Origin of the sequence: Streptomyces asiaticus (genome assembly GCF_018138715.1) — a bacterium.
Lineage (GTDB): Bacteria > Actinomycetota > Actinomycetes > Streptomycetales > Streptomycetaceae > Streptomyces > Streptomyces asiaticus.
In genome coordinates this window covers 786113-804227 of record NZ_JAGSHX010000001.1, presented here as the reverse complement: position 1 = coordinate 804227, position 18115 = coordinate 786113, and the positions used below count along the sequence as shown (strand labels likewise).

Here is an 18115-nt window from a genome sequence, read left to right as displayed (position 1 = left end):
TACTTCGCCATGATCTTCGCCATTGTTGGTATCTGTGCCGTCCTGGCCGTACTGGCCTTCCTGGTCCCACGCCTGTCCCGGCACCCTGAACGCGGCACCCAACGCACCCTGGGCGCCGGATCACGCGCCGGCGGCAAAGCCCCCGGGCTCCTGGGACGTATCCTCAGCAAACCCTTCCGCAGCAGTTCCAAGGCAGTCGGCCGCAGCGGCTCCGCCGGGCGGCGCGCCCGAGGCCACATGCCGTTCTAGACCATCACCGGACAGCCGCCACTCAGGTGCTCCTGAGCGGCGGCCCGCACGATCCGCCCGACCCGGCGGGGACCTCGCGGGCGGCGGTCCCGGCGTCCAGGTCGGGAATCGGCGTATCGACGCCGTAGATCCCGAACAACGCCTCCATGAACTCGCGGAGGATGACCGGGTGCTGGTCGGTGACGAAGTACGCCTGTCCCGGCCGGCCGTTTCGCCATTCGAGCACAAGGCCCTCTGCTCGGCGACCGCCTTCACCGCAGAGTAGGCGGCTTCGGAGTCCGGCCGCAGCGGCGCGCTCTCGTCGACGGATCCCTCCGTGAATTGGTCAAGGCCACCGGACTCCTGATTGCGGGCGCGGGAACGAGAGGTGGGGGTGGCAGGGCCACCCAGGTGATGAGGCGCTGGCCGGTACGTTGCTGCTGGAGGACGAGGCGGCGGCGTACCTGGGTGGTCGCGGTGAATGAGGAAGCCGGGCAGAGTGGGCGTCAAACGGTGGACGGTCTCCGTCATCCGGGTGGTTCTGCACCGCCCGCCCGGCGGCGCCCGGTGGCAGCCGGGAAGATCGAGTTCGCACCTGTCCCCGAGAGGGAATCGAGCAGACGGTTCCAGCAGCAGAAGGGCTCGACGATGAAATTCCTCTACGACGACGAATCCTTCTCCTTCGAGGCACTGCGCTCCGCGGGCTACGCCGTCTATGGCGGCGCCGACCTCGGCGAGGTCCTGGTCACCTGCCGGCAGATCCCGGAGGGTGACGAGGAGGCCTGGTCGGCCCAGTGGGCCGCGACGGCGGCGCGCATCGAGCGCATCGGCCGGGACGCGCTGGCCGCCGGTCACCGGGTCAGCGCCCGGGAGGCGCTGCTGCGCGCGTCCAACTACTACCGGACCGCCGACTTCTACCGCCGCGAGAACCCCGCCGCCGACGCCGAGTCGGCGCGGCTCGCCAAGGCCTCCCAGCAGACGTTCGCCGAGGCGGCCGCCCTGCTCGACCCTCCGGCCCGCGCCCTGCGCATCCCGTACGGGGACACCACGCTTCCCGGCTACCTGTTCCTCGCCGACGATTCGGGCACCCCGCGCCCGACCCTGCTCTACCACGGCGGGTACGACTCCACCCTCGAGGAGAACTACCTGGCACTGGCCGCGGGCGCGCTGCGGCGCGGCTACAACGTCATCGCGTTCGACGGGCCCGGCCAGGGCAGTACCGTCCGTGAGCAGGGCTTGCGCTTCCGGCCGGACTGGGAGGCCGTGGTCACCCCCGCCGTCGACTTCGCGCTCACCGTGCCCGAGGTGGACGCCGGGCGACTCGTGCTGGTCGGCACGAGCCTCGGCGGCATCCTCGCCGCGAGGGCGGCCGCCTTCGAGCACCGCCTCGCCGCGTGCGTGCTGCACGACGGCGCCTACGACTTCCACGCGGTCATCGCCGCGACCGCCGACCGCGCCGCTTCGATGCCCGGCGGTATGGAGGCGTTGATGGCGCGGAACACCATGGTGCGATGGGTGGTGCGCAACGGCCGGTGGACTTTCGGTGTGTCCGACATCGACGACCTGGTCAAGGCGACCGAGGCGTACACCATGGCGGGTATCGCCGACCGCGTCACCTGCCCGACACTCGTACTCGAAGCCGAGAACGACCAGTTCTTCCAGGGGCAGCCGCAGCGTCTGTTCGACGAGCTGACCTGTCAGAAGGAGCTGATCTCCTTCCGTGAGGACGAAGGCGCGGGCGAGCACTGCCACGAGGGCGCGCTCTCCCTGTTCCACCAGCGCACCTTCGACTGGCTCGACACCGTGCTCGCCGGCTGACCTCGCGGGCCGGCCTGTGTCGCCCGGGGAGTCACCGGACTCGGCGAAACCGCCCCTGACGGAGTCCTACTGGGCGGGGGGGTAGGCCGCGGCCACGTGGACTGCGCCAGGTCCTTCACGAGGCCGGGGTGGCCGGGATGCCGGTCCGGCCGTTCCCGGAGCCGACGATGGCGGTGACGCGGATCTCCACGCGCATGGCGGCGAGGCCGAGGACCGTGACGCCGGTCTCGGTCCAGATCGGCGCGCGGCCGTCGAGGCGACGGCGGAACTGCTCGGCCATGACCGTGTTGTGGTCGTCGCCGATGGCGTCATCTCCCGGTGTGACCTTGTGGTAGGAGTTGACGTGGATGACGTCCTTCCATGTCGCGCCGACCGTGTCGAGCGTGCGCTCCACGTTGTCGAAAGCCTGGATGATCTCGTCTTCCAGCGAGTCGGGGATGACCAGGTCGTCATCCACCCCGGCCTGACCGGAGATCTCGACCCGGTCGCCGACGCGGACGGCCCCGCTGTAGCCGAGGGCCTCGTGCAGCTTCTCGCCGTAGCCCGGAGTGATGCCGAAGGTGACGGTGCTCATGATGCTCCATCTTCCTGTCCATAGGGTGCGTTTCCTCTTACATGAGTTCACGCGTAAAGTGAGACTAACGGGCAATGACTTCAAGCGTAAAGTGATGCCGACCGTCACCGGAGAGCCGGGAGATCCATGACCTGCACGGGAGGGCCCATGAGCGGCGCGGGCGAACACGAGGACCATGAGGAGCTGCGATGGCTCGACGAGCAGGAGAAGGCGGCGTGGACGGGGATGATCTCCCTTGTCCTGCTGCTGCCCGGCAAGCTGGAGTCGCCGCTGCGGCAGGAACACGGCCTCACCCTGTTCGAGTACCTCGTGCTCAGCCACCTCTCCGAGGCCCCGCAGCGCAAGCTGCGGATGGGAGAACTCGCCTTCCTCGCCAGCGGGTCGCTCTCCCGCCTGTCCAACGTCATCAAACGCTGTGAACAGCGCGGCTGGGTCGTACGGACACCTGACCCGGCCGACGGCCGTTACACCCTCGCCGAACTCACCGACGCCGGCTTCGACATCGTGCACCTGGCAGCGCCCACCCACCTGCGCGCCGTACGCCGCATCGTCCTCGACTCGCTCAACGCCGCCGACCAGAAGGCCCTCGCCCGCATCGCACAAAAACTCCGCATCGTCCCCGACGACTTCGGCTGACAGCCGTCCCACGCGACGGCCCGAGACGAGCAGGCGCCGAGGTGAGAGTCAGCGTGCCGGCAGTACGGCGTAGACCGCGGGGCGCAGCCACCCCTGCCCTACTGGTGTCGGGCCGCCCCACGCGCACGGGGAGAGCGGCGACTTCTCCGGTCCGAGTTCGCTGGAGGGCGAGGAGCGGCGATCCTCAAACAGGAACACCAGCGCGAGTGGTTCGACGATCTGGTCCAGGCGCAGTTCTGGCTCCACGCCGCAACACGCCACTGCGAGGCCGCTCAGCTGGACAAGCTCACCGCAGCGGCTGAACTCCTCGACACCTACGTCGCTCGACTCAATTCCGGCGAAAGCTTCGACGGAAAGGGATTCTCCATCCTGCAGGTCCTGCAGACCTGTATCAACGCCGTGACAGACTGCGCCCGCCAGGACGCCGGCAACATCGGTACGCCCAGCCGAAACATCGCCTCTCAACAAGCGGACGGCCCATCGACCGGACCTCGGCCCGAAGCGTCGGGCAACCCACATCATCCTGCCCGGGGAAACACCGGGGTTCCCAGTCCGCCGCCGCCCCCGGCTGCCCCGCCCACGCAGATCGCGATGGGAGGCTACTCCCAGATCGCCATGGGCGGCCCAGAACACCCCTCGGTCAGCAACATCTTCATGGGGTCCCCGGAGCCTCCTCAGACAGAAACGGACCCCTGATCCCGCCTCGTGACGCCGCGCTCGGTGCTGGATCACCGCTCTACTCGACACATCGCCCCTGCCGTAGCCTGCTGCGATGGAGTGGACGACGCTGATAGCGACACTGCTGGGCGCCATTATCGCGATGGCCTCCACGCTTCTCATCGAGGTCCGCAAGGACCGCCGGGAAGCGCAGGGCGAGTGGAGGCGCAGCAAGCGCGAGTTGTACGCGGGGTACCTGGCGACGCTGGCCCAGGTACGCAGCGAGCTACAGCTCCTCATCCTTGATCGCGACATGCCTGACGATGAGCGCCCTGTAGCGGCGCGGCGTGCGTTCGCTCGCTGCTACGACCTGCGCTATCAGGTCGAGATTCTCGCCCCGCGAAGTGTCGTGGACCCCGCGCTCACATACTTCCGCGCCGTGCGTCGGCTCCGGGACGCGGCGGGCGCCGGCCTGGGCCGGCAGGAGGTGGAACGGGAGGACCCTTTCAACGTCATCGGCACGCTGGAAGCGGTCAGGGAAGCAATGCGCAAGGACATGGGGACAGATGCTCTTGCGGCCTCCGCAGGCCGGGATGGCTGACGGCGGCGTGGCGGTACCGTCAGGGGGTGCGGAGGCAGGGGGTGCGGAAGCCGCGAAACGTTACCCGCTTCCGGCTCGCGAAGCCGAGCCGTTCGTAGAGCGCGATCGCGCCGGTGTTCGTCTCGGCCACGTGCAGGAAGGGGCGTTCGTTCCGAGCCAGGATGCGTGCCACGAGGGTACTGACCAGGTGGGCGGCGTGGCCTCGCCCGCGTGCCTCGGGGGCCGTGCAGACGGCGCTGATCTCGGTCCATCCCGGGGGCCGGAGCCGTTCGCCCGCCATGGCCACCAGTGCGCCGCCGTCGCGGATGCCGAGGTAGGTGCCGAGTTCGAGGGTGCGCGGCCAGAACGGCCCCGGTTGGGTCTGTGCGACCAGGTCGAGCATCTGAGGCACATCGGCAGCGTCCAGTTCGACCACGTCGGTGCCGTTCGCCGCGTCGGGCTGATCGGGGCGGCTGCTGCCGGACCAGATCATCTGCCGGCCTTCGAGGACGAAAACCTGCTCCCAGTCCGGAGGAGGGGACGCCTGGCAGCTGAACATGTCGGCGAACGCGTCAGGACCGAGGAGCCGTGCGAGACCGGCCCAGTCCGCCGCGCCCGCGTCGGCGGGTACCGCGGAGAAGGTCGCGACTCCCGGCAGGTAGGTGGCAGCCCGGCCCAGCCGGCGCCCCAGATCCGCGTGGCGGCCGCGCAGCGACTCGCCCACCGGGTCGTCGAGTACCGCGGTGTCACCGCTGGCACCGCCGTCACCGCTCATCATCGTGATGTGCCTTCCCCACTGTGTGCGGTCGGCCGAGCGACGCGATACCGCAACCGCCCGGGCGCGTTCCCCGTTTGGATTCCTGCCGACGCGTCCGGTAGCGGCGCCGGGGTGATGGAACCCCAACCGCCCATGGAACCCTAACCGCCCCCGGCCGTCGCTTCGCGAGGGGGTCGGCGCCCTCCCGGCCTCCCTCCGGCCCGGATCGCCCGGCCATCGAAGGACTGGTCGTCATCCGCCACTCAGCCGCTCAGAAATCCCGTGGCCGGTCTCGGCCGGCAGGTGTCAGACTGACAGCGTCAAAGGGGCGTAGCTCAGCCCGGCCAGAGCAGCGGACTCCAAACCCGCGCGCCGCAGGTTCGAATCCTGCCGCCCCTGCCGTGCAATGCGCTGGTGCGCGGGCGAGCCGCCCGCAACCACCACGCCGCTCCCCCGCCCGGACTGGGCTGATCGGACGGAAAAGCCGCGGTGTCGGTCGCACATCGGTGGCTGTTGGTCCGTTGTCGGTGGTCGGTCGGCGGGGCCTGGAACCTTTCGCATGGATCCTGCCGGGCGCCCATCCGGCAGGCGTGCGACAACAAGGAACCATCATGACCACTGACGTCACGATCATCGGCGCCGGACTCGGCGGCCTCACGCTCGCCCGCGTCCTGCACGTCCACGGCATCCCGGCCACCGTCTACGAAGCGGAGGCCTCTGCGACGGCGCGCACGCAGGGCGGCATGCTCGACATCCACGAGGACAGCGGACAGCCGGCTCTCGAGGCGGCCGGCCTGACGGATGAGTTCCGCGGCCTCGTTCTGGAGGGCCGCCAGGCGATACGGGTCCTCGACCGGGAAGGGGCCGTCCTGTTCGACAAGGTCGACGACGGTACGGGGGGCAGCCCCGAGGTGTGGCGCGGCGAGCTGCGGCAGATGCTCCTCGACTCGCTCCCGGCCAACACCGTCCGGTGGGGGCACAAGGTCAGCGGGACCGTGCCCTCGGGGAGGGCCGCCATGAGGTGACCTTCGCCGACGGCACCACCGTCACCACCGGCCTGCTGGTCGGCGCGGACGGCGCGTGGTCACGGGTCCGGCCGCTGTGTCCGACGCCACCCCCGAGTACATCGGCATGTCGGCCGTCGAGACCTACCTGTTCGACGCCGACACCCGCCACCCGACCGGCGCGAAAGCGGTCGGCGGCGGGTCGCTGTTCGCGCTCGCGCCGGGCAAGGGATTCCTGGCTCGCCGGGAGAAGGGCGGCACCCTGCACGCCTATGTGATGCTCGCCCGGCCGCGGGACTGGTTCGCGGACATCGACTTCACCGATTCCACCGCGGCCACCGCGCGGATCGCGCAGGAGTTCGCCGACTGGGCACCGGAGCTCACCGCGCTGATCGCCGACGGTGACACCGCCCCGGTGCCGCGCCCCCTCTTCGCCCTGCCCGTCGAGCACCGTTGGGCGCGGGTGCCGGGTGTGACCCTGCTCGGGGACGCCGCCCACCTCTCGCTCCCGAACGGCGAGGGCGCCAACCTGGCCATGTACGACGCCGCCGAACTCGGCAAAGCCCTCGCCGCACACCCCGACGACGTCGAGACCGCGCTCACCGAATACGAGCAGGCCATGTTCCCCCGCAGCGCTGCGGCCGCCACCGAAGGCACCTACGTCCACGAGTTGTTCTACGGAGACGACGCACCCCACGGCTTGATCAACATGTTCACCGGAGGCGAGCAGACCCCGTGAGCCGTCGACTCCCACGGTCACCTCGAAACGACTCCCGCACTAAGACCGTGTCCTATGTGGTGAGGCGGACGAGGCGTTTGTAGCAGAAGATGGCTGCGGCGAGACCGAGGAAGGCCAGGTAGTTGCGGGGATTGCGCTCATAGCGGGGACTGAGCCTGCGGTAGCCGGACAGCCGTGACATCGTCCGCTCGATCACCCACCTGCGACGGCCCAGCCGCTGGTGTGGGTCGTGAAGATCGAGTGCGACCACCACCTCAAGGAGGTCCGGATCGACTCCGACACCGGCTGCGTGCTGAGCACGAACCCGGTGGCGGATGATGACCACGGCGACCACGGCAAGCACGAGGACAAGAACTCCCACGGCCGTTCGCCGGCGGTGAACGAAACCCGTCGGACAACTTCGGGCAATAACGAACATTAAGACCTGGACAGCCCATTTGGCTGCTATAACTTCCTCCCTGGGTGGGCGCTACGGGGGAGGACAGCCCCATGGCCGGTACGCACGGCATCCATGTCCACGGTGATGTCGAGGGCAGCCAGGTCGTCGTCGGCGACCATAACGTCGTCATCAACGCCGCGCTGGGCTCGTCCGTCAGCGTACGGAGCGAGGGCCCGCCGCCCACGCGGCGGCGCACCCGTCCCGCGGGCCGCGCACTGCCCGACCGCGCGCCCCAGCTACTGGGGCGTGATCGTGAGCTGGCCGCACTGGAGCGGTGGCTGGGGCAGGGCTACCCAGTGCAGGTCTACGGCCCACCCGGGACCGGGAAGTCCGTACTACTGCGCCGTTACGCCGCGGACGCCGCGACGAGCGGCCGAGACGTGGTGTATCTCCCGGCGGCGGGTGTGCCGGCCGAGGACCTCGTCCAGGAGCTCTTCCACGCCTGCTACGAGGCGGAAGACTACAAGCCGGAGCCGGCCAGGGTGCGCCGCCTGATGGGCTCGGTGCGGGCGCTGCTCGTCATTGACGACTTCCAGGGCTCGACCGCCGAGCTGGCCGAGCTGATGGACGCCGCGCCCGGATGCGATGTGCTGCTGGCCACCGCCGAGCGCCACACCTGGGACGAGGGGCGGGCGCTTCGCCTTGAGGGCCTCCAGGAGGAGCCCGCGCTCGCGCTGTTCGGGGAAGAGTTACGGCGGCCACTGCGCGACGAGGAGTACGAGGCGGCCAGACGGCTCGTCACGGCGGTCCGGGGCCATCCGCTGACGCTGGTGCAGGCGGCGGCGGACACGACCTTCGAGGTGGACGAGGACGCGCGGGTGACGGGGCTCGCGAACGGGCTCAGCGACGCCGCGTCCGTACTCCTGCGTCTGCTGGACGCGCTGTCCCCGCTGCCGCTGTCCGCGAAGCTGCTGCCGATCCTGGCGGGCGGCGTGGACAAGGCCGCGATCACGGAGCTGACCTCGCTGGCCCTCATCGGCTCCTCCGGCACGGGTTACCGCACCACCGGTCGCGTCGCCCACCTGGTCGCCGAGCGCACCGGCCCGGCCCGGGACGCGGCGAAGCTGGCGCCCGCCCTGACAGCCTGGGCGGCCGCGACAACGGCCACCCGTCATGACATCGCCGCCGAGGCCCCCGTCGTCTGCCACGTCCTCGCGGCTGCGGCACGCGCCCGCGACCATGCGGCCGTCTGCGCCCTGGCCCGTACGACGGCCCCCGCCCTGGCCCGCTCCCTGCGCTGGGGCGCCTGGCACCAGGTCCTCGACCTGGGCGCGGCCGCGGCCCGCGCACTGGGCTCGGCCGCGGACGAGGCGTACTTCCGCCAGGAGGAGGAGGTGCGCAAGCGGGCGCTGGGCGTGGTGGCTCTGGCGACGGCCGGCGGGGCGCTGGCCGCCGGGGGAGTGATCGGCCATATAGCGGGCCACGGCGGCGCGGCGGCCGGGAAGACGGGGTTCGCCGCTGCCGCCTCCAATCCGGCGGCGATCACTGCGGCGGTAGCCGCCTTGGTGGTCGGCGGGGTCTTCGCCGGGCTCGCCACCGCGGGCGGCGGTCAGCCGCGGGCGAGGCCGACCCCCAGCGGGCAGGTCACCTCCCTGGCCGCGACCGGCACCCGGCCCCCGGACCCGATCTCCACCGCGCCCCGGACCCCCACCCGGCCCCCGTCGCCGAGCCGTACGTCCCCCCGCCCCCCGACCAAGGCCACGGCACCCCCGTCGCCCACCCGGATCACCTCATCGCCGCCCACGGACCCCGGCCAGGGTCCCGTCAGATGTCAGCTCGATTCAGAGGGCACTCTCACCTTGGGCGCGCCCGCAGGCGGCGAAGCCACAGACGACTACGCATGGGAGGACTTCATGCAGTGCGACGACGAGCGGACCCTGACCGTCGACAAGGCGGATCCCGGCCACGTCGCATTCGGTGTGACTCCCACCTCCTGCCCCAAGACGGCCCATCCCGGGCAGGCGATCCGGGTCTCAGCCCCCTGCCGGTACACCGTCCTCTTCCATCCCCCTCAGTCGGCTGAGCCGGGTACCCAGTACCAAGCACACGTCATCATGCGCGACGACTGGGGCAGGCTGTCCATGACGCTGAGCGTGTACGGCACAGTGTCCGCCGCTTCCACGGCGGGCCCATCGAGCACAGCGCCAACTCCTTAGAGGATCTAGCAGAAAGCCCTGACCCGCCTGTAGGTGATGACGCAGCAGGTCAGCTTGAGGAAGGCTTCGTGGATGTCGTCGCGGATCTCCCAGCGGATCCGCAGGCGGCGGAAGCCGTGGATCCAGGCGTTCGTGCGTTCTACCATCCAGCGGACATGCCTGTTCGCGCCGGTGAGCGTGACGGCCAGCGGGGTCCCGCGTGCGTCGATGATCCCGTGGTGCTTCGAGCCCGGTCTGGCGCGGTCGACCGGGCTCGGCCCGGTTTTGGGCCGCCCCGACGTGCCTGCTGGTGCGAGCCGTCGATCACCGCCCGGGACCAGTCCAGCTTCCCGGCCCGGTGCAGCTCGGTCAGCGGCACCTGGTGCAGCCGATCCCACACCCCGGCCTCGTGCCAGTCCCGCAACCGACGCCAGCAAGTCATCCCGGAGCCGAAGCCCAGTTCCTGGGGCAACCACTCCCACTGGATGCCGGTGTGCTGCACGAACAAGATGCCCTGCAGACACTTGCGGTCATCCAGCGGCAGCCGACCCGGATTACGCCGCCGCCGAGTCCGTACGGGCAGCAGTGGCTCGATCCTCACCCACAGGTCACCCGTCACCAGCCACGGCGGGCCCTGTCCCTTCCCCACGAGCTGCCCAACGAGCCAACGAGCAATGGGACATGGCCGCAAACGACCATCTGTTGATCTTCGCCTAATGGTGGTTTCGGTGGTCGTAGTCGGTCAGTGCGCGAATGAACCTGGCTCCACCATCAGGACCCTTGAAGTCAATCATCTAAGCTGGCGCGGTGACTGATGAGCAGGAGCGGATGCAGCCGTCGGGAGTGTGGGCCACGGCGGTGGGGGTGGCCAGGGTGCGGGCGCTGGAGACCGAGCGGGAGAACGCGCTGTTCCGCGACCCACTGGCACAGGCCTTCGCCACCGCCGGCGGCCTGTGGCCCTCCTCGCCGCCGCTGCCCGATGACGAGGCCGCGCGCCGTCGTCGGCTGGCCGTGTCGTTCTCCATCGTCATCAGGACGAAGTTCCTCGACGACCTGTTGCAGCAGGCCTCCGAGTCCGGGGTCCGGCAGGTCGTGCTGCTCGGCGCCGGCATGGACAGCCGGGCCTTCCGGATCGACTGGCCCGAGGGCACCCGACTGTTCGAGGTCGACACCGCCGCGCCACTGGACTTCAAGGCTTCGGTGCTGCGCCAGGAGCGGGCCGTCGCACGCTGCGAGCGGATCCCCGTCGCGGTGGATCTGAGTGAGGACTGGCCAGCCGCGCTGGCCGCCGCAGGGCACGACCCGGCCGTGCCGACCGCGTGGATCGCCGAAGGACTGCTGATCTATCTGTCCGAGGACGCGGTGGAGCTGCTGCTGGCCCGGATCAGCGCGCAGTCGGCGGCAGGCAGTTGGATGGGGCTGACGTTGGGCTCGCGCGGCGTGATCGAGCGCTTCGGCGCGGACGCCGTGCCGGGATCGGCGGCGTCCATGTGGGTCTCGGAGATGCCCGACGATCCGGTGGGCTGGCTGGCCGGGCACGGCTGGGAGGCCGCCAGCCACACCCTGCGCGAGCGCGCTGCCGCCTACGGCCGCCCGATCAGCACCCCTCCGCAGCGCGAGGAACGGCCCGGCGGACTGATCTCGGCGATCCGCCCGTAGAGCGCCTCCCGGTTCCCTAGATGATCGATTCCAACTGGGTCCTGATGAGTGCAGCCAGGTTCATGCGCGGCCAGCCAGCCATGCGCGCACTGACCGCCTACAACCACTGAAGTTCGCCCGAAAATCGCCTGGCTGGATGGTGGTGTGGTCGACAGTCCTTCGCCGTGAACGAAGTGCTGCCGCGGTTGAACGAGCTGCTGTTCTCCTCGGTCGAGGGCGTGTTGGTGGAATAGGTCGAGGTGATCGACACGGTCGTCCGGGTCGAGGCCCGTACGCCCGCAGGGCGGGCGGCCTGTCCGGGATGCAAGTGCTGGTCGAGGCGAATACACGGCTCCTACCTGCGATTTCCTCGCGATTTGCCGACGGCGGGCAAGTTCGTCGTGGTGTCGTTGCGGGTGCGGAGGTTCGTCTGCGAGGAGGAATCCTGCGAGCGCATGACCTTCGCCGAGCAAGTACCCGGTCTCACGCGCAGGTTCGGGCGACGGACCGAGCGGCTGCGGTCGATGCTGGTATCGGTCGGTCTCGCGCTCGCGGGCCGGGCCGGCGCCCGGATGACGGACGCCTTCAAGGTTCCGGTCAGCCGGAACACCCTGTTGAGGCTGACCGCCTCGCTTCCGGACCCCGTCACCGCAGTACCCCGCGTGGTCGGCGTGGACGAGTACGCCCAGCGCAAGGGCCGTGTCTACGGAACCGTGCTCGTCGACGTCGAGACACGTCCACCCGGTCGACCTCCTTCCCGATCGGGAGGCGGACACGCTCGCGGCCTGGCTCGCCGAGCGGCCCGGCATCGAGATCGTCTGCCGTGACCGCGCGCCCTTCTTCGCCGAAGGTGCCACCCGCGGCGCCCCGCAGGCCCTCCAGTCGCCGACCGATGGCAGTGCGCCATGAGGCGCCTTGTCGTATTCCCAATTCAGTCGGGAAGAATTTGGAGGGAGGTTCTTGGGTCTGATGGCTTACCTAATCCGGAAACGGTGATGGGACCGCAGCATGCCAGAAAATCGACGGCCGGGCTCAGGTATTGGAGACGGGGCGTCGAGGGACCCGCGTGACACGGTGAAAGCTGGATTGCCTGAACCCCAGTCTCCAGAAGACTGAAGGTCGAGTCCGTCGGAAAGATACCTGACACCGACGCCGCACCCTGCGACGGCTTGATGCCATGGTCGACGCAACCTCCGGAGTGCGGAGCGATGCCCAGCGAGGGCATTCAAGGAGATGAATGGGGCACCTACATCACGCTACGACGTACGACAAGGACGAACATGGGATCGCCTACGGGAAGAGATCTTCCTAAGGCGACGGAGGCCCCGTAGTAGTCGCCGGAGTCACGACCGGCCAGGGAGGACGGGAAAGCCGTCCACATCGGGCGAAGGGGGCCAGGTGATCGGACACCACAGAGTCGGGAGGTATGCGTAATGCAGAGCGCCGAAACGGTGCTGGGTGTCCTCCGTGAACGCGGCAGGCGTGGCCTGCCGTGCAATGAACTGTATCGACAGCTCTTGAATCCGCAGTTGTATCTGCTGGCCTACGGACGTCTGTACTCCAACAAGGGAGCGATGACGCCCGGGGTCAACGGGGAGACCGTGGACGGCATGTCGCTGGGCAAGATCGAGCACGTCATCGACGCGCTGCGCCACGAACGCTACCGGTGGAGCCCAGCTCGCAGGGTCTACATCCCGAAAGGACGGGCCAGCATGAAGTTGCGCCCGCTCGGCCTGCCGTCCTGGAGCGACAAGCTCGTTGGCGAGGTGATCCGCCTGCTGCTTGAGGCGTATTACGAGCCGACGTTCTCCAATTCGTCCCATGGTTTCCGTCCCCGCCGGGGTTGCCACACCGCGTTACGCGATGTGGTCAATACCTGGACAGGCACAGCCTGGTTCATCGAGGGGGACATCGCCCAGTGCTTCGACCGGCTTGACCATTCGGTCATGCTCCGAATCCTGGGTGAGAAGATCCACGGTAATCGGTTCCTGCGGCTGGTGCGTAACATGCTCACGGCCGGATACATGGAGGACTGGGTCTGGAATGCCACGCACAGCGGCAGTCCACAGGGTGGCGTTGTGTCACCGATCCTGTCCAACATCTATCTGCATAAGATGGATGAGTACATCGAGAAGGTTCTTATCCCGGAATGCGCCCGGGGGCGAGTCAGGAAGTCGAACCGTGCCTTTCACCGGGTGTGGGCGGCAATGGCAAGTGCCCGCAAGCGCGGAGATCTCACCAAGGTGCGGGAACTGCGCAAGCAACTCCACAGCATGCCCAGCAATGGATACTCAGGATCCTGGCTACCGGCGGCTGAGGTATGTGCGCTATGCCGATGACACCCTCGTCGGGTTCGCCGGACCAAAGGCAGAAGCCGAAGAAATCAAGGAGCACCTCGCGCAGTTCCTGCGGGACGATCTCAAGCTGGAACTGTCGCCGGAGAAAACACTTATCACGCACGCCCGAACCAGGGCGGCGAGGTTCCTCGGCTACGACATCACCGTGCTTCACAACGACCGCAAGATCTCCGGCAGGCGACGCACTGTCAATGGGACCATCGGTCTGCGTGTCCCTCGTTCGGTGGTATCTGCCAAGCAAGCCCAGTACAAGGAGCGCGGAAAACCCGCGCGCCGACCCGAACTGCTGAACCAGGACGACCACGTCATCATCAGCACCTACGGATCGGAGTACCGCGGCATCGTCCAGTACTACCTGATGGCCGGCGACGTCTTCCGACTCGCCCGGCTGCAATGGGTCATGGAGACCTCGATGCTGATGACACTCGTCAACAAGCACCGCTCGTCGGTGTCGAAGATGGCCCGCAAGTACGCGACCACCATCGACACGCCGCACGGGCCACGCAAGTGCTTCGAGGCGCGCGTAGAACGCATCGACAGGAAACCACTGGTCGGAAGGTTCGGCGGGATCCCGCTGCGACAGAACAAGAAGACGGTCATCACTGACCGTCGGCTGGCCCCGGTCACCATCAAACGCAAGGAACTGGTCACCCGGCTCCTGGCGGGACGATGCGAGGCATGCGGACGCGTCGACGAGGTGGAGGTTCACCACGTCGCCAAACTCGCCGATCTCGGACGATCCGGGAACCGGCCGCCGTGGGCAGATCTCATGGCCGCTCGACACCGCAAAACCCTCGTGGTCTGCGGGAGTTGTCACGCGGACATCCACGGCACAAGACCTGCTCCAGCACTCACGGAGTAGTCACCGGAGAGCGACGTGCGGCGAAAGTCGCACGCGTCGTTCGGGCTGGGGGCCGTGGGAAAAGGGCCTGCTCAGCAGGCACCTCGCCGACGGCCCACCAGTACTCTCTGGCAACAACCTGGGCGAAGCCGCCGAGAAGTGCGTCTACCGGCACCGTGGCTGCTTGCGTCCCACGCCGGCCCAGCCTGAGGAACCGCAGGAAGAGGCGGAGCCAGCTGCGTCGCCCTGGCCGACAGGGCACCGGTTCGCCGAACGCACCCGCGCCAAGCACGCCACCATCCACGCTCTCCTCGCCGCCGGGCACAGCAAGCGGTCCGTCGCCCGGCAGCTCGGGATGACCCTCAACACGATCTTGCGTTTCTCCCGTGCCGCTACCGCGGAGGAGATGTTCACCGGGCAGTTGCCCCGAGCTGACGGCACTTGCCGAGCACGTGCGCTCCTTCGGGCACATGGTCGCTCACCTCCCGGGTGACCAGTTGCCGACCTCGATCGAAGCGGCTACCTCCACCATCGAACTACCCAGCCTCCGGAGCTTCGCCCAACGCCTCGAACAGACCTCGACGCCGTCACCGCGGGCCTCACACTGCCCTGGAACTCCGGCGTCGTGGAGGGTCATGTCAACCGGATCAAAATACTGAGGCGCCAGATGTTCGGCCGCGCCAGCTTCACCCTGTTGAGGAAGAGAGTCCTGATCTCGTGACGCCGATGCCTCGTTGCCCGGCCGCATGAGAGCCGTGAAGTAGTCGTCGTCAAGCGTGGCAAAACCCCAGTCCAGGCACGCTCGCGCGGCCTCGGTCGCATACCCGGGACCCCACTGATCCGCCCGCAGGGTCCAGCCCAGTTCCACTTCATCGAACTGTTCCCAGTACCGCAGACCACTTCGACCGACGAACTCACCGCTCGCCTTGAGCTCGATGGCACATAGACCATGGCCTCGCTCAGCCCACTGCCGCTCGATCCCAGTGAGTCGTTCCAGTGCTTGTTCACGCGAGAAAGCTCCGCCAAAGCGGTTGACCTGCGGGTCGGCTGGACCAGAACCCGCACTGAGACACATGGCCAATCGATATCGGATGGCCCCAGACGGATGTGTGCTGGCAGGCTGCCCCCATGGATCACGCGGAAGTACTGCTCATCGGAGGGCGGGCCGGGGTCGGCAAGACGACGGTGGGGTGGGAGGTATCGGCCGTACTACGGGCCGCGGCCGTCTCGCACACGGTCATCGACGGCGACTTCATGGGGCAGGTCCATCCGGCCCCTGAGGGAGATCCTCACTGCTCGGAAATCACCGAAAGCAACCTGACGGCCGTGTGGGCGAACTTCGCCCGACGCGGCTACCGCCGACTGATCTACACCAACACCGTAAGTGTGCTGCCTGAGTCCACGGGAATGTTCGAGCGCGCTATGGGAACGGGGACACGGATCATACGGGTTCTGCTCACCGCCTCCGACGCCACCGTCCGAGAGCGGCTGGTGCGCCGGGAACTCGGCTCCGAGCTCGAGCAGGAACTGGAAAGCAGTGCTCGCAAGGCACGGCTGCTGGACCAGAAAGCCACCGCGGAGACCGTACGGGTGGTGACGGATGGGCGTGCCGTCGTGGATATCGCGCGCGAGGTGGTGACTGCGACCGGCTGGGCCGAGCAGCACTCCTCAAGCGTTCCCTAGCCGACGCGACGGTCACTCTTCGCCCTCGTTCTGCGTTCCTGCCTGAGCATCCTCATTCCAGGGCATCGAGTTCACCGGTGGCGAGAGGTGGCTCCTGCGAGCGGACGAGCCCTGACTCGTAGGCACTGATGACCAGTTGCGCACGGTCGCGCGCTGCCAGCTTGCTCAGCAGCCGCCCGATGTGTGTCTTGACGGTGCCGTGGCTGAGGTGGAGGTACTCGGCGATGTCGGTGTTGGAGAAGCCGCGGGCCACCAGCAGCAGTACCTCTCGCTCGCGGTCCGTGAGGTTCTCCAGCGAGGAGCCGGGCGCCGGACAGGCGTGGGGAAGACGGGCGAACGCGGCGATCAGGCGCCGGGTCACCGAGGGTGCCAGGAGGGACTCTCCGGCGGCGACGGTGCGGATACCGGCCAGCAGGACCTCGGGCGAGGTGTCCTTCAGCAGGAACCCCGCTGCCCCGGCCCGCAGCGCGCCGTACACGTACTCGTCGAGGTCGAAAGTGGTCAGGATGAGGATGCGTGTCTGCGCTGTCCCGGGCGACCGGGCTATGTGCCGCGTCGCCTCGATCCCGTCCATGCCGGGCATCCGGATGTCCATGAGCACCACGTCCGGGCGCAGCCGCCGAGTGCTCTCGACGGCTTCGGCGCCGGTGCCGGCCTCGCCCACCGTGGTCAGCCCGGGCGCGGTGTCAATGAGCACCCGAAAGCTGCCACGGAGCAGGGACTGGTCATCGGCGACCAGGACCCGGATCGGTGCGGTCATGCGGTCGGCTCCCTTCGGTCCGGTGCGACGCCGTGCGCGTGTTCGGCCGGGAGGCGGGCCGAGATGGCGAACCCGCCGCCGGGCCGGGGCCCGGCGTCAAGTGTGCCTCCGTACATCATCACCCGTTCCCGCATCCCCACCAGCCCGTGACCGCCCCTGAGGTCCCCTCGACCGGACACGGTCGCCCTCCCCGCTCCGTCGTCCACCACCTCGATGTGCACCTGGCCGCGCGAATCGGCGGTGACGGTGACCTCGCAGTGCGTTCCGTCGCCGGCGTGCTTGACGACGTTGGTCAGCGCCTCCTGGACGATGCGGTAGGCGGTGAGTGCCGTCCCCGCGGGGAGGTCGGCCGCCAGCCGGGTACGGAGCCTGGTGCGGATGCCCGCCTGCTCGGCGCGCCGGACCAGGGAGGGTAGGTCGTCCAGTCCGGGAGGAGGTGCCATCTGCGCAGAACCGGCACCTGGCGGGTGCGGTACGGCGTCGGCACCTGGCGGGTGCGGTGTGGCGGTGTCGCCGCGCAGTACGCCCAGGGCGCGCCGCATCTCGGTCAGCGCCTCCCGGCCGGTCCGCTCGATCGCGCCGATGGCGTCCTGCGTCTCCTCGGGACGTTCCTTGGCCACGTGGTTGGCGACGGACGCCTTGACGACGATCACGCTGAGGCTGTGCGAGACGATGTCGTGCAACTCCCGGGCGATGCGCAGGCGTTCCTCGGCCAGCGCTTCCTCGGCCAGGCGCCGCTCGCGCCGCGCCACCCGGGCCCGCCGCTCACGTACGGCACGGCCCGCGCCCCATGCGCCACCGGCCACCAGCCACACCAGCGCCGCGGTTCCGACCGCTTCCGGCCATGGGCCGGATGGGGTCAGCGCCGCCTCCCCGGTGATGACCACGGCCGCCGAGACGGCCAGAGTCAGTGCCAGCGCCGCCACGGCCCGGCGGGGCGGTACCAGGAGCGCCACCGCGTAGAGGGTCAGGGCAGTGGAGACGTAGGGGTCGCGGGTGGTGTCGAGGAGCGTCGCCGCTGCCGTGGCGCCCAGTGCCACCGTCAGGGCGGGCAGGGGCCACAGGCGCCGAACGGCCAGCGGTGCTCCCACCCCCGCCGCCACCAGCCAGCCCGCCCACACCGGGCAGGAGAACCGGGGCGATCCGTCGGACCCGCCCTGCCCGGCCAGTGCCACATACGCGGCTGTCACCACGCCCGCCACACAGGCGTCGACTGCCAGCAGATGCGGCCCGGTCCGCGGGCTCCACCGCACAATGCGCACCGCACGA

At 68.9% G+C, this 18115-nt stretch carries 15 protein-coding genes, 1 tRNA gene and 6 pseudogenes; 13 read left to right on the top strand and 9 right to left on the bottom strand.

The window, feature by feature from the left end; translation table 11 throughout:
- Positions 1-9 precede the first annotated feature (9 nt).
- A complete protein-coding gene (locus tag KHP12_RS03170; RefSeq protein WP_086879398.1) occupies positions 10-249 on the top strand; it encodes a DUF6411 family protein in 240 nt (79 codons plus the stop codon).
- 22 nt (positions 250-271) lie between these two features.
- Here the strand turns inward: KHP12_RS03170 and KHP12_RS03165 are convergent, their stop codons facing one another.
- Positions 272-475, bottom strand: a complete 204-nt coding sequence (locus tag KHP12_RS03165) for a hypothetical protein (RefSeq protein ID WP_244202472.1) — start codon at positions 473-475, stop codon at positions 272-274.
- 401 nt (positions 476-876) lie between these two features.
- Here KHP12_RS03165 and KHP12_RS03160 point away from each other — a divergent pair, with 401 nt between their 5' ends.
- Positions 877-2046, top strand: coding sequence for an alpha/beta hydrolase family protein (locus tag KHP12_RS03160; RefSeq protein WP_086879397.1), 1170 nt, complete (start codon positions 877-879; stop codon positions 2044-2046).
- 115 nt (positions 2047-2161) lie between these two features.
- On the opposite strand, the gene KHP12_RS03155 is transcribed toward KHP12_RS03160, so the two are convergent.
- A complete protein-coding gene (locus tag KHP12_RS03155) occupies positions 2162-2620 on the bottom strand; it encodes a Rid family hydrolase (RefSeq protein WP_086879396.1) in 459 nt (152 codons plus the stop codon).
- A 126-nt stretch (positions 2621-2746) separates the two neighbouring features.
- Here KHP12_RS03155 and KHP12_RS03150 point away from each other — a divergent pair, with 126 nt between their 5' ends.
- On the top strand, positions 2747-3256 hold the full coding sequence (locus tag KHP12_RS03150) for a MarR family winged helix-turn-helix transcriptional regulator (protein WP_086879395.1): 510 nt from the start codon (positions 2747-2749) through the stop codon (positions 3254-3256).
- Between the two features lie 48 nt (positions 3257-3304).
- Here KHP12_RS03150 and KHP12_RS03145 read toward each other — a convergent pair whose 3' ends face one another.
- On the bottom strand, positions 3305-3502 hold the full coding sequence (locus tag KHP12_RS03145; protein ID WP_211831371.1) for a hypothetical protein: 198 nt from the start codon (positions 3500-3502) through the stop codon (positions 3305-3307).
- A gap of 526 nt (positions 3503-4028) precedes the next feature.
- Here KHP12_RS03145 and KHP12_RS03140 point away from each other — a divergent pair.
- Positions 4029-4514, top strand: a complete 486-nt coding sequence (locus KHP12_RS03140; protein ID WP_086879393.1) for a hypothetical protein — start codon at positions 4029-4031, stop codon at positions 4512-4514.
- A gap of 19 nt (positions 4515-4533) precedes the next feature.
- Here KHP12_RS03140 and KHP12_RS03135 read toward each other — a convergent pair whose 3' ends face one another.
- Positions 4534-5271, bottom strand: coding sequence for a GNAT family N-acetyltransferase (locus KHP12_RS03135; RefSeq protein ID WP_244202469.1), 738 nt, complete (start codon positions 5269-5271; stop codon positions 4534-4536).
- Between the two features lie 303 nt (positions 5272-5574).
- Here KHP12_RS03135 and KHP12_RS03130 point away from each other — a divergent pair.
- Positions 5575-5649 (top strand) — tRNA-Trp (locus tag KHP12_RS03130).
- 212 nt (positions 5650-5861) lie between these two features.
- Positions 5862-6993: pseudogene (locus KHP12_RS03125) on the top strand (FAD-dependent oxidoreductase).
- Positions 6994-7045: 52 nt separating this feature from the next.
- On the opposite strand, the pseudogene KHP12_RS03120 reads toward KHP12_RS03125, so the two are convergent.
- Positions 7046-7213, bottom strand: a pseudogene (locus KHP12_RS03120) (transposase); the annotation flags it as partial.
- A 9-nt stretch (positions 7214-7222) separates the two neighbouring features.
- On the opposite strand from KHP12_RS03120, the gene KHP12_RS03115 reads away from it, so the two are divergent.
- Positions 7223-7414, top strand: coding sequence for a hypothetical protein (locus KHP12_RS03115; RefSeq protein ID WP_167442312.1), 192 nt, complete (start codon positions 7223-7225; stop codon positions 7412-7414).
- Positions 7415-7482: 68 nt separating this feature from the next.
- Positions 7483-9588, top strand: a complete 2106-nt coding sequence (locus tag KHP12_RS03110; protein ID WP_211831365.1) for an ATP-binding protein — start codon at positions 7483-7485, stop codon at positions 9586-9588.
- 5 nt (positions 9589-9593) lie between these two features.
- On the opposite strand, the pseudogene KHP12_RS03105 reads toward KHP12_RS03110, so the two are convergent.
- Positions 9594-10216 (bottom strand): annotated as a pseudogene (locus KHP12_RS03105) (IS5 family transposase).
- 194 nt (positions 10217-10410) lie between these two features.
- On the opposite strand from KHP12_RS03105, the gene KHP12_RS03100 reads away from it, so the two are divergent.
- From KHP12_RS03100 to KHP12_RS52745, 4 genes and pseudogenes are all read left to right on the top strand, one after another.
- Positions 10411-11226, top strand: coding sequence for a class I SAM-dependent methyltransferase (locus KHP12_RS03100; protein ID WP_167442756.1), 816 nt, complete (start codon positions 10411-10413; stop codon positions 11224-11226).
- Between the two features lie 239 nt (positions 11227-11465).
- A pseudogene (locus KHP12_RS52755) lies at positions 11466-11633 on the top strand (transposase family protein); the annotation flags it as partial.
- 271 nt (positions 11634-11904) lie between these two features.
- Positions 11905-12114 (top strand): hypothetical protein, encoded by a 210-nt coding sequence (locus KHP12_RS52750; RefSeq protein WP_244203354.1) that lies wholly within the window; start codon positions 11905-11907, stop codon positions 12112-12114.
- Between the two features lie 524 nt (positions 12115-12638).
- Positions 12639-14424, top strand: a pseudogene (locus KHP12_RS52745) (reverse transcriptase/maturase family protein).
- Between the two features lie 712 nt (positions 14425-15136).
- Here the strand turns inward: KHP12_RS52745 and KHP12_RS03085 are convergent.
- A pseudogene (locus KHP12_RS03085) lies at positions 15137-15478 on the bottom strand (GNAT family N-acetyltransferase); the annotation flags it as partial.
- Positions 15479-15531: 53 nt separating this feature from the next.
- Between KHP12_RS03085 and KHP12_RS03080 the strand changes: the two are divergent.
- Positions 15532-16086, top strand: coding sequence for an AAA family ATPase (locus KHP12_RS03080; protein ID WP_086883138.1), 555 nt, complete (start codon positions 15532-15534; stop codon positions 16084-16086).
- 52 nt (positions 16087-16138) lie between these two features.
- On the opposite strand, the gene KHP12_RS03075 is transcribed toward KHP12_RS03080, so the two are convergent.
- On the bottom strand, positions 16139-16846 hold the full coding sequence (locus KHP12_RS03075) for a response regulator (protein WP_086883137.1): 708 nt from the start codon (positions 16844-16846) through the stop codon (positions 16139-16141).
- On the bottom strand, positions 16843-18108 hold the full coding sequence (locus tag KHP12_RS03070) for a sensor histidine kinase (RefSeq protein WP_211831364.1): 1266 nt from the start codon (positions 18106-18108) through the stop codon (positions 16843-16845). The genes KHP12_RS03075 and KHP12_RS03070 overlap by 4 nt, the downstream gene beginning before the upstream one ends.
- Positions 18109-18115 lie beyond the last annotated feature (7 nt).

Bases quoted from the DNA above. Each gene is read 5' to 3' on its own strand.
- KHP12_RS03170 (WP_086879398.1), top strand. From the start codon at position 10: ATGATCTTCGCCATTGTTGGTATCTGTGCCGTCCTGGCCGTACTGGCC.
- KHP12_RS03160 (WP_086879397.1), top strand. From the start codon at position 877: ATGAAATTCCTCTACGACGACGAATCCTTCTCCTTCGAGGCACTGCGC.
- KHP12_RS03155 (WP_086879396.1), bottom strand. From the start codon at position 2,620: ATGAGCACCGTCACCTTCGGCATCACTCCGGGCTACGGCGAGAAGCTG.
- KHP12_RS03150 (WP_086879395.1), top strand. From the start codon at position 2,747: ATGACCTGCACGGGAGGGCCCATGAGCGGCGCGGGCGAACACGAGGAC.
- KHP12_RS03140 (WP_086879393.1), top strand. From the start codon at position 4,029: ATGGAGTGGACGACGCTGATAGCGACACTGCTGGGCGCCATTATCGCG.
- KHP12_RS03135 (WP_244202469.1), bottom strand. From the start codon at position 5,271: ATGATGAGCGGTGACGGCGGTGCCAGCGGTGACACCGCGGTACTCGAC.
- KHP12_RS03110 (WP_211831365.1), top strand. From the start codon at position 7,483: ATGGCCGGTACGCACGGCATCCATGTCCACGGTGATGTCGAGGGCAGC.
- KHP12_RS03080 (WP_086883138.1), top strand. From the start codon at position 15,532: ATGGATCACGCGGAAGTACTGCTCATCGGAGGGCGGGCCGGGGTCGGC.
- KHP12_RS03075 (WP_086883137.1), bottom strand. From the start codon at position 16,846: ATGACCGCACCGATCCGGGTCCTGGTCGCCGATGACCAGTCCCTGCTC.